This is a genomic window from Marivirga arenosa, from assembly GCF_030503895.2.
Lineage (GTDB): Bacteria > Bacteroidota > Bacteroidia > Cytophagales > Cyclobacteriaceae > Marivirga > Marivirga arenosa.
On sequence record NZ_CP129970.2, the window covers coordinates 2840793 to 2850112 of the forward strand.

Here is a 9320-nt window from a genome sequence, read left to right on the forward strand (position 1 = left end):
CTGTATCATCAGCTAAATATATTGAAGGTAATATCTCTGTATTTTACACTAATGTTACTTCAATTCCTTTTGACTCTAAAGCTGAAATATATTGTTTAGAAGCACTTTTATTTGTTATGATTTGATCAACGTCTTCTAGGTTGCATATTTTACCAAATCCCTTTTTACCAAATTTACTAGCATCCGCTAAAACGATAGTTTTTTGTACAGCAGCAATCATTTTGGCATTTAAGTGAGCTTCCATCATATTTGATGTAGTGAAACCATGTTCTAAGCTTATTCCATCAACACTCAGGTAAAGTTTACTACATGCGAAATTTTGCATCATTTCTTCAGCATAATGACCTACCACTGAAGAACTACCCTTTCGAACCACTCCACCTAACTGCACAATTTCTATGTCTTTGCAATCCAAAAGATCCATAGTAACGTTCATCGCAGAAGTCAAAACTGTTAGTTCAATGTTTCTTGGTATGGCTCTAGCGAAGGCATTTACGGTAGTTCCTGAACCAATTATGATAGCCTCATTCATGTTGAGCGATTCTGCAGCAGCTCTAGCTATCGCTTGTTTTTCCTCTACATTAACCAACTCTTTTTCATCTACAGGTTTTTCGTTTACATAGGGAGAAACAAGTGTAGCGCTACCATGAGACCGAAACAATAATCCTTTTTCTTCTAATAATCTAAGGTCTTTTCTTATGGTTACTCTGGTAACATTTAACTCTGCACTTAAATTATTTACACTTACAAAACCATCTTCCTGTAATTGATTTAGAATGTATTTATGTCTTTCAGCTATTGTCATATCGGTTCCAAAAATATAATTATTAGGAATAAAAAGAAATTAAAACAAAGATATAGAAACTAAAATACTTTCATATATCTATTTTATGCTTTTGAAAGTTTTCTTTTTGTTATATATTTGAAACAAACGAAAGGAAATGAAAAGAAAAGAAAATATAAAGCAGATATCTAATCAAGAAAAGGTATGGGATGTAGCTGTCATTGGCGGAGGATCCTCGGGCTTGGGTGTAGCGCTTGATGCACTGTCAAGAGGTTTGAGTGTTGCTTTATTTGAAAAAGCTGATTTTGCTAAAGGAACAAGTAGTAGAAGTACTAAGCTTGTTCATGGCGGAGTTCGGTATTTAGCACAAGGAGATGTTTTCTTAGTATTAGAAGCTTTAAAGGAGAGGGGTAGGTTATTAAAAAATGCTCCGCATTTAGCGCATAATCAAGCTTTCGTTATTCCTATTTATTCATTTTTTGATCGAATGAAATATTCTATTGGTTTAAAAATGTATGACTGGATGGCTGGTAAACTTAGCTTAGGGAAATCAACTTTTATTTCAAAATCCAAAACGATTGAGAAACTACCTACAATTAAACAAGAAGGATTAATAGGCGGGGTTGTTTATCATGATGGTCAATTTGATGATGCACGATTAGCGTTAAATGTTGCGCAAACTTGTGATCAAAAAGGAGGTGCTGTTTTGAATTATTTTAAAGTTGATGCGCTTCATAAAAATTCAGAAGGTAAAATCACTGGCTTATCAGTATGTGATAGGTTAAGCAAAAAGAACTATGATATTCAAGCGAAAATGGTGGTGAATGCTACTGGTGTATTTGCAGATAAAATACTTCAATTAGATAATCCTGAAGCTAAGAAAATGATCAGACCGAGCCAGGGTATTCATTTGGTTTTGGATCGATCATTCTTATCGGGTAATGATGCGCTTATGATACCAGAAACAAGTGATGGGAGAGTTCTATTTGCGGTTCCTTGGCATGATAAAATAGTGGTAGGGACTACGGATACCATGCGAAAAAAACCTAAACTAGAGCCAGCAGCTTTAGAAAAGGAAATTGATTTTGTGTTAAAAACTGCTCAGGAATATTTGACTAAAAAACCCGAAAGAAAAGATGTTCAGTCTGTTTATGCAGGATTACGACCATTGGCTGCTCCCTCTGATGATAGTGAAAAAACGAAAGAGATTTCCCGAAGCCATAAAGTAATTTTATCGGATAGTAATCTGGTAACATTAACTGGGGGAAAATGGACTACCTTCAGAAAAATGGGAGAAGATACAGTAGAATATTTTACAAAAATCACGGGAGAAAAATTACAGAAAAGCACTTCCTCAGATTTAAAAATTCATGGGTTTACCAACGATAAGCCGATTGATTATTTAGGAGTATATGGAAGTGATAGAGTTGATATAAAATCATTGCAAGATTCTGATTCAAAAATGAATGAGCGACTGCACCCTAATTATCACTATACTGCTGCAGAAGTGGTTTGGGCTTGTAGAAATGAAATAGCAATGAAGGTAGAGGACATTTTAGCCAGAAGAATTAGAATATTATTTTTAGATGCCCAATCAAGCATTGAAATGGCACCTAAAGTGGCGGAAATAATGGCTGCAGAATTAGGAAAAGATCAAGAATGGGTTGATAAGCAATTAAAAGATTTTAATAAATTGGCAAAACGTTATTTAATTGAACCTTAATATTATTATGGATAAATCTCAATATATTTTGTCCCTTGATCAGGGAACAACAAGTTCTCGGGCTATACTTTTTAATGAAAAAGCTGAAATTGTAGCAGTAGCTCAAAAAGAATTTGAACAGTTTTTCCCTCAATCAGGATGGGTAGAGCATGATGCAAATGAAATTTGGACTTCTCAAGCTTCAGTAGCTACGGAAGCAATTACAAAAGCCAATATTACTCCAACCCAAATTGCAGGAATTGGGATAACTAATCAAAGAGAAACCACTATTGTATGGGACAGAAATACGGGAAAGCCAATACATAAGGCGATCGTTTGGCAAGATAGAAGAACTGCTGCATATTGTAATGAATTAAAAAAGAAAGGCTTATCCGATAAAATAAATGATAAGACAGGTCTTATTATTGATGCATATTTTTCAGCAACTAAAATAAAGTGGATATTAGATAATGTAGAAGGCGCTAGAGAAAAAGCTGAAAAGGGTGAACTATGTTTCGGAACTGTTGATAGTTGGTTAGTATATAAACTTACTAGTGGAAAAACTCATATAACAGATATTTCCAACGCTAGTAGAACTATGATTTACAATATCCATGAGAAGAAATGGGACAAAGAGCTATTAGATTTATTTGAGATTCCTGCCTCTATGTTGCCAGAAGTAAAGCCGAGTAGTGAGCAGTATTGTACAACAGCTGGAGATTTATTTTCTCATAAAATTCCAATTGCAGGCATAGCTGGAGACCAGCAAGCAGCACTTTTTGGTCAACTATGTTCTGAACCAGGAATGGCAAAAACAACTTACGGAACGGGATGCTTCTTAGTAATGAATACCGGGGATAAGCCTGTTAAATCTAATAATAAATTATTAACAACTGTAGCCTGGCAAATAGGTGATAAAGTGCAATATGCATTAGAAGGTAGTGTCTTTATTGGAGGAGCCGCTATTCAGTGGTTAAGAGATGGGCTTGAATTATTTAGAAAAGCAAGTGAGTCAGAAGATCTAGCTACATCTTTAGAAAATAATGAAGGCGTTTATTTCGTGCCTGCTTTAACAGGACTTGGTGCTCCACATTGGAATCAGGATGCAAGAGGCACATTTTTCGGAATTACAAGAGGAACCACAAAAGCACATATGGCAAGAGCCGCTTTAGAAGCTATCGCTTATCAAGTTAATGATGTCCTTTCTGCAATGGAAAAAGATGCTGGTCAAAAAACTCAGGAAATGAGAGTTGATGGAGGGGCTTCTGAAAATAATTTTTTAATGCAATTCCAAGCGGATTTGGTAGATTGCACTATTACAAGACCAAAAATTACCGAGACAACCGCTTTAGGCGCTGCTTTCTTGGCGGGATTAGCAGTAGGATACTGGAAGGGTATGGATGATTTACAATCTTTATGGGAAGCAGATCAATCATATGAACCAGCGATGGATAGAGAAGAAGTCAAAAAAATATTACATTTTTGGAATAAGGCAGTTGAACGAAGCAAAGATTGGCTAGAATCATAAAATCATGACAAATTATTTTATAGCAGAGTTTTTAGGAACATTTTTACTGATTTTGATGGGTTCAGGAGTAGTAGCTAACGTTGTACTTCCCAAAACTAAGGGAAGTCAGTCTGGTTGGATGGTAATTACAACGGCATGGGCATTTGGTGTTTTTATAGCCGTGGTGGTTGCGGGCCCGTATAGTGGGGCACACATAAATCCTGCTGTTAGTTTAGCCTTAGCTATTACGGGAGATTTTGCCTGGGATTTACTTTGGATCTATATACCGGCTCAAATTCTTGGGGCGGCAGTTGGTTCTTTTGTAGCATGGTTAATCTACCAGAAACATTTTCTTGAAACGGATGATCAAGGGCTCTTATTTGCTCCATTTGCAACTGCACCCGCAATCAGAGATGTAAAGACTAATTTTATTTCCGAGTTTGTTGGGACCTTTGTTTTGATTATCGTGATTTTATTTTCAACACCCGCTCAGCTCATGAATCATGATGAAACTCCCATTGGATTAGGTGATTTAGGAGCTTTACCTGTGGCTATTTTAGTATGGGTAATTGGTTTGGCATTAGGAGGGACAACTGGTTATGCAATCAATCCAGCTAGAGATTTAGGTCCAAGGATAATGCATCAGCTTTTGCCTATTAAAGGAAAAGGAAGCAGTGATTGGTCTTATAGTTGGATTCCTATTGTGGGCCCACTTTCAGGTGCTGCTTTTGCTGCCTTCATTTTTTTAATTCTAAAATAACATTCATGATTCCTAAAATAAATCATTTCCATACTTCGGATAATTTAAAATTAGAAACTCAGGAATACTTTCATTCTGAGAATCCTGATTCCATAATATTAATTATACATGGACACGGTGAACACGCTGGACGCTTTAGTAAAGTAGCTAATTACTTCAATGAGAAAAATATTGCAGTATGTGCTCTAACATTAAGAGGACATGGAAATTCTGAAGGTAAAAAGGGGCATGCACCTAGTTTAGATCAGCTTTTGACAGATGTTGAATATTTTATAAGATCAGTAAGGGTCCGCTTTTTAGAAGCTGATCTATACCTGTATGGTCATAGTATGGGAGGTAATATTGTGCTGAATTATATGGTAAATGATCAGTCAGACGAACTTACAGCAGGAATCGTAACTTCACCCTGGATTAAATTAGCATTTGAACCTCCAAAATGGAAGGTGAATTTAGGAAATTGGGTGGCTGATATTATACCTGCCTTAATTCAATCAACAGAGTTGGATGCAAATGATATCTCAAGTATTGAGGAGGAGGTAAAGAAATACCAGAATGATCCATTAATTCATAGTAAAATTTCGGCAAAGCTGTTTTCTTCCATTTCAAAAGGGGGTGAGTACCTGATTCATAATACCGGTAAATTTAAACATCCTATTTTTATGGCTCATGGGCAAAAGGATAATATAATTTCCCACGATGCTACTGAAAGTTTATCTAAGGATAATAAATTGTTTTCTTTTAAAAGTTATCCTGAATCTAAGCATGAGATTCATCATGATGTTGATTTTGAGAACTTAATGCAAGATGTTTTAGAATGGATGCAAAAAATAAAAACCTCATAATCGTATGGCTATGAGGTTTTTTGCTTTTTAAATATTTGTTAGACTTGTGATTCTCCAGTGGATTCAATTCCATGAAGTTTGCCTAGTTCAATATCAATATGCCATAATCCCATACCCTCTTCACCAATAATATCAAATATTTCTAAGGCTCTTCTTGAGATGGTTTCTTCCTCTCTTTGCTCAGTGATAAACCATTGTAGAAAATTAAAAGTTGTAAAATCTTTAGTTGTGAAACAGTGATCAGCTAGTTCATGAATTGATTTAGTTACTTTTATTTCATGCTCTAGTATCAACTCAAAAACTTCTCTTAAGCTGTTAAATTCATGTCTTATGTCTGTGATGGCAGGTTGTAAAGCATGTCCACCTGCTTCATTTATGTAGCTAAATAATTTAAGCATATGACCTCTTTCTTCATCAGAATGTTCATACAAAAATTTAGCTGAATTTTCATAGCCTTTAGTTTCGCACCAAGAGGCCATAGATAGATAGTAGGCAGAAGATTTTCCCTCCATTACTATCTGTTCATTTAATCTCTTTTCAGTTTCTTCTGTTAATGAACGTTTAGGTGTAATTATATCTTTCATGATTTTTTTCTTTTTCTTTATGCATTATACATAATATAAACCAATTTAGTTGACCTAAATCCTAATATGAAATTGGATTGTATCTAAATATAGATTGAGTTTAAATAGGGTATAAAAAAAGGCTATCATATTAAATGATAACCTTTTCAATTTGGAGTTTATTAAATGATTAAGCTTTTGCAGCTTCTTCCTTAATTTTATTTAAAGCAGAGCCCGCTTTAAACCAACCTATTTGAGTGTCATTATATGTATGGTTTGCTTTGATTACATCTTTGCTTCCATCAGCATGAACTACCTCGATAGTGATTGGCTTTTCTGGAGCAAATGATTCTAAGTCAGTAAAGTTGAATGTATCATCTTCCCGAATTATATCGTAATCTGCTTCGTTTTCAAATGTTAAAGCAAGCATACCTTGTTTCTTCAAGTTGGTCTCATGAATACGAGCAAATGATTTAACTAATACCGCCTTAACACCTAAGTGTCTTGGCTCCATTGCAGCATGTTCTCGAGAAGAACCTTCACCATAATTGTGGTCACCCACTACAATTGTTGGGATTCCTTTTGCTTTATACTCTCTTTGAGTAGCAGGAACCGCACCATATTCGCCAGTAATCTGGCTTTTTACTTTGTTAGTTTCTTCGTTGAAAGCATTTACAGCTCCAATTAAGCAGTTGTCAGAGATGTTATCTAAGTGACCTCTGAATCTTAACCAAGGACCAGCCATAGAAATATGGTCGGTAGTACATTTACCTAAAGCTTTAATTAATAATTTAGCACCGGAGATATTCTTACCATCCCATGCATCAAATCCTTCTAATAATTGTAGCCTTTTTGAATCCGGAGCAACTTTAACTTCAACATTGCTACCATCTTTAGCAGGCTCTTGGTAACCATTATCTTCTACTGCGAAACCTTCCTCAGGTAGCTCAGCACCAAAAGGAGGATCTAATTTTACTTGTTCACCTTTTTCATTAGTTAAGGTATCAGTTAAAGGGTTAAATCCTAAATCACCACTTATTGCAATTGCAGCCACCATTTCCGGTGATGTTACAAATGCATGTGTATTAGGGTTTCCATCAGCTCTTTTTGAGAAGTTTCTGTTGAAAGAGTGTACAATAGTATTTTTCTCACCTTTATCCGCACCTGTTCTCGCCCACTGACCAATACACGGTCCACAAGCATTAGTGAAAATAGTGGCGTCTAAATCTTCAAATATTTTTAGTAAACCATCTCTTTCTGCCGTATATCTAACTTGTTCAGAACCAGGGTTGATACCAAATTCTGATTTAGTTTTTAATCCTTTCTCAACCGCTTGTTTTGCTATAGATGAAGCTCTTGATAAATCTTCATATGAAGAATTGGTACATGATCCGATTAATCCCCACTCCACTTTAGTAGGCCAACCGTTTTTCTCAGCTTCAGCTTTTAATTCTGAAATAGGAGTTGCTCTGTCTGGAGTAAATGGACCGTTTACGTGAGGCTCTAAGGTAGATAAATCGATTTCAATTACTTGATCGAAATATTGCTCAGGATTAGCATATACTTCATCGTCACCAGTTAAATGTTCTCTAACTTCATTTGCAGCATCTGCAACATCATTTCTATCTGTAGATCTTAAATAACGCTCCATTGCATCATCATATCCGAAAGTAGAGGTAGTAGCACCGATTTCAGCGCCCATATTACAGATAGTCCCTTTTCCAGTAGCAGATAATGACTGAGCACCAGGGCCAAAGTATTCTACAATAGATCCTGTTCCACCTTTTACGGTTAAGATTCCAGCCACTTTTAGAATAACATCTTTAGCTGAAGTCCAACCGTTCATTTTACCCGTTAATTTAACACCGATTAATTTTGGGAATTTCAGCTCCCAAGGCATACCCGCCATTACATCTACAGCATCAGCACCACCAACACCAATGGCTACCATGCCTAAACCACCAGCATTTACGGTATGAGAATCAGTACCTATCATCATACCGCCAGGGAATGCGTAATTTTCTAAAACTACTTGGTGAATAATACCAGCTCCTGGTTTCCAAAAACCAATTCCATATTTGTTTGAAACGGATTCTAAAAAGTTGAATACCTCACCAGAAGCGGTTAATGAACTTCTTAAATCTTCTTTTGCTCCTTCTTTAGCTAATATTAAGTGATCGCAATGTACAGTTGAGGGAACCGCTGCTTTATCTTTTCCAGCTTGCATAAACTGTAATAATGCCATTTGTGCAGTGGCATCTTGCATTGCTACTCTATCTGGAGCAAAATCCACATAAGATTTCCCTCTTTCAAATGCCGTTTTAGCATTTCCATCCCATAAGTGAGAATAAAGAATTTTTTCAGATAAAGTTAAAGGTTTGTTGACTACCTGTCTTGCTGCCTGAATTTTCTCACTCATCCCAGCATAAACAGCTTTAATCATGTCTATATCAAAAGCCATATTTTGTATGTTTAATTTTTAAAAATTGATCAATTTTCTGCAAAGATATAAAATTGAACCTGCTAATTGAAGTAGAAACATTAATTAATATATATTTGTAAAAATTCTAATTATCGATATAAAATACTGTTTTATAGAAAGTTAAGTTGTAGTACTTAAAGTTTTACTTGTTTTTTATTGTTTATATTATTGGATCACTTATATTTGAATTGATAAAAAATCTAGTTGGGGAATTGTCTCCGTATGTATCTAATCTTAAGGAATTATATTATTCTTTCGATAAAATTATGATACATGTACCAAAAGGGTTTAGATTTGTAGTTTAAAAAGAAATTCTTTTTTTACTTTTGAAATTAAATGTGTTTAAAATGCGAAGTAAATTAACTCATATATGCCTTTTAATAGTGGCTTTTTTCTTTCTTTCAAGTTTTAGTAATAATCCATGCAATTCTAAACTTGAATTAAAAGAGATAAAAGAATCAAGCTTTCTCGTTGAAATTGAAGCATCCGGACAATTTTCGGCCGAGTTATTATATATTGAAAATGGAGAGTATTTCTCTCAAGAGAAAAAAAGTGGGAATGGTAATTCTCAATTGGAATTCTTAAATATAGAAGAAGGTAAGGTTTATAAAATTTTGGTTAAATATTCAAATGCTGAACCTCTCTGTAGTACAAGACAATTATCTGGATTAACATTATAA

General features: G+C 35.0%; 8 protein-coding genes. 5 read left to right on the plus strand and 3 right to left on the minus strand.

Translation table 11 applies throughout. The annotated features are described in order from the left end of the window. Positions 1 to 43 precede the first annotated feature (43 nt). Complete coding sequence (locus tag QYS48_RS12435; protein ID WP_308356180.1) at positions 44 to 805, minus strand: DeoR/GlpR family DNA-binding transcription regulator; 762 nt, start codon at positions 803 to 805, stop codon at positions 44 to 46. 136 nt (positions 806 to 941) lie between these two features. Here QYS48_RS12435 and QYS48_RS12440 point away from each other — a divergent pair, with 136 nt between their 5' ends. The 4 genes from QYS48_RS12440 to QYS48_RS12455 are packed head-to-tail and all read left to right on the plus strand — an operon-like array spanning position 942 to position 5595. After that, entirely contained in the window at positions 942 to 2507 is a 1566-nt protein-coding gene (locus QYS48_RS12440; protein ID WP_308356181.1) for a glycerol-3-phosphate dehydrogenase/oxidase, read from the plus strand. 7 nt (positions 2508 to 2514) lie between these two features. After that, on the plus strand, positions 2515 to 4014 hold the full coding sequence (gene glpK / locus QYS48_RS12445; RefSeq protein ID WP_308356182.1) for a glycerol kinase GlpK: 1500 nt from the start codon (positions 2515 to 2517) through the stop codon (positions 4012 to 4014). Between the two features lie 4 nt (positions 4015 to 4018). Further along, a complete protein-coding gene (locus QYS48_RS12450; protein WP_308356183.1) occupies positions 4019 to 4753 on the plus strand; it encodes an MIP/aquaporin family protein in 735 nt (244 codons plus the stop codon). A gap of 5 nt (positions 4754 to 4758) precedes the next feature. Then, positions 4759 to 5595 (plus strand): alpha/beta hydrolase, encoded by an 837-nt coding sequence (locus QYS48_RS12455; protein WP_308356184.1) that lies wholly within the window; start codon positions 4759 to 4761, stop codon positions 5593 to 5595. A gap of 38 nt (positions 5596 to 5633) precedes the next feature. Here QYS48_RS12455 and QYS48_RS12460 read toward each other — a convergent pair whose 3' ends face one another. Both QYS48_RS12460 and QYS48_RS12465 read right to left on the minus strand, forming a co-directional pair. Next, positions 5634 to 6179, minus strand: a complete 546-nt coding sequence (locus QYS48_RS12460; protein WP_302101466.1) for a ferritin — start codon at positions 6177 to 6179, stop codon at positions 5634 to 5636. A gap of 169 nt (positions 6180 to 6348) precedes the next feature. After that, positions 6349 to 8619, minus strand: a complete 2271-nt coding sequence (locus QYS48_RS12465; RefSeq protein WP_308356185.1) for an aconitate hydratase — start codon at positions 8617 to 8619, stop codon at positions 6349 to 6351. Positions 8620 to 8987: 368 nt separating this feature from the next. Here QYS48_RS12465 and QYS48_RS12470 point away from each other — a divergent pair, with 368 nt between their 5' ends. Then, positions 8988 to 9320 carry a hypothetical protein gene (locus QYS48_RS12470; protein WP_308356187.1) on the plus strand — a complete coding sequence of 111 codons (333 nt, stop codon included), beginning with the start codon at positions 8988 to 8990 and terminating at the stop codon, positions 9318 to 9320.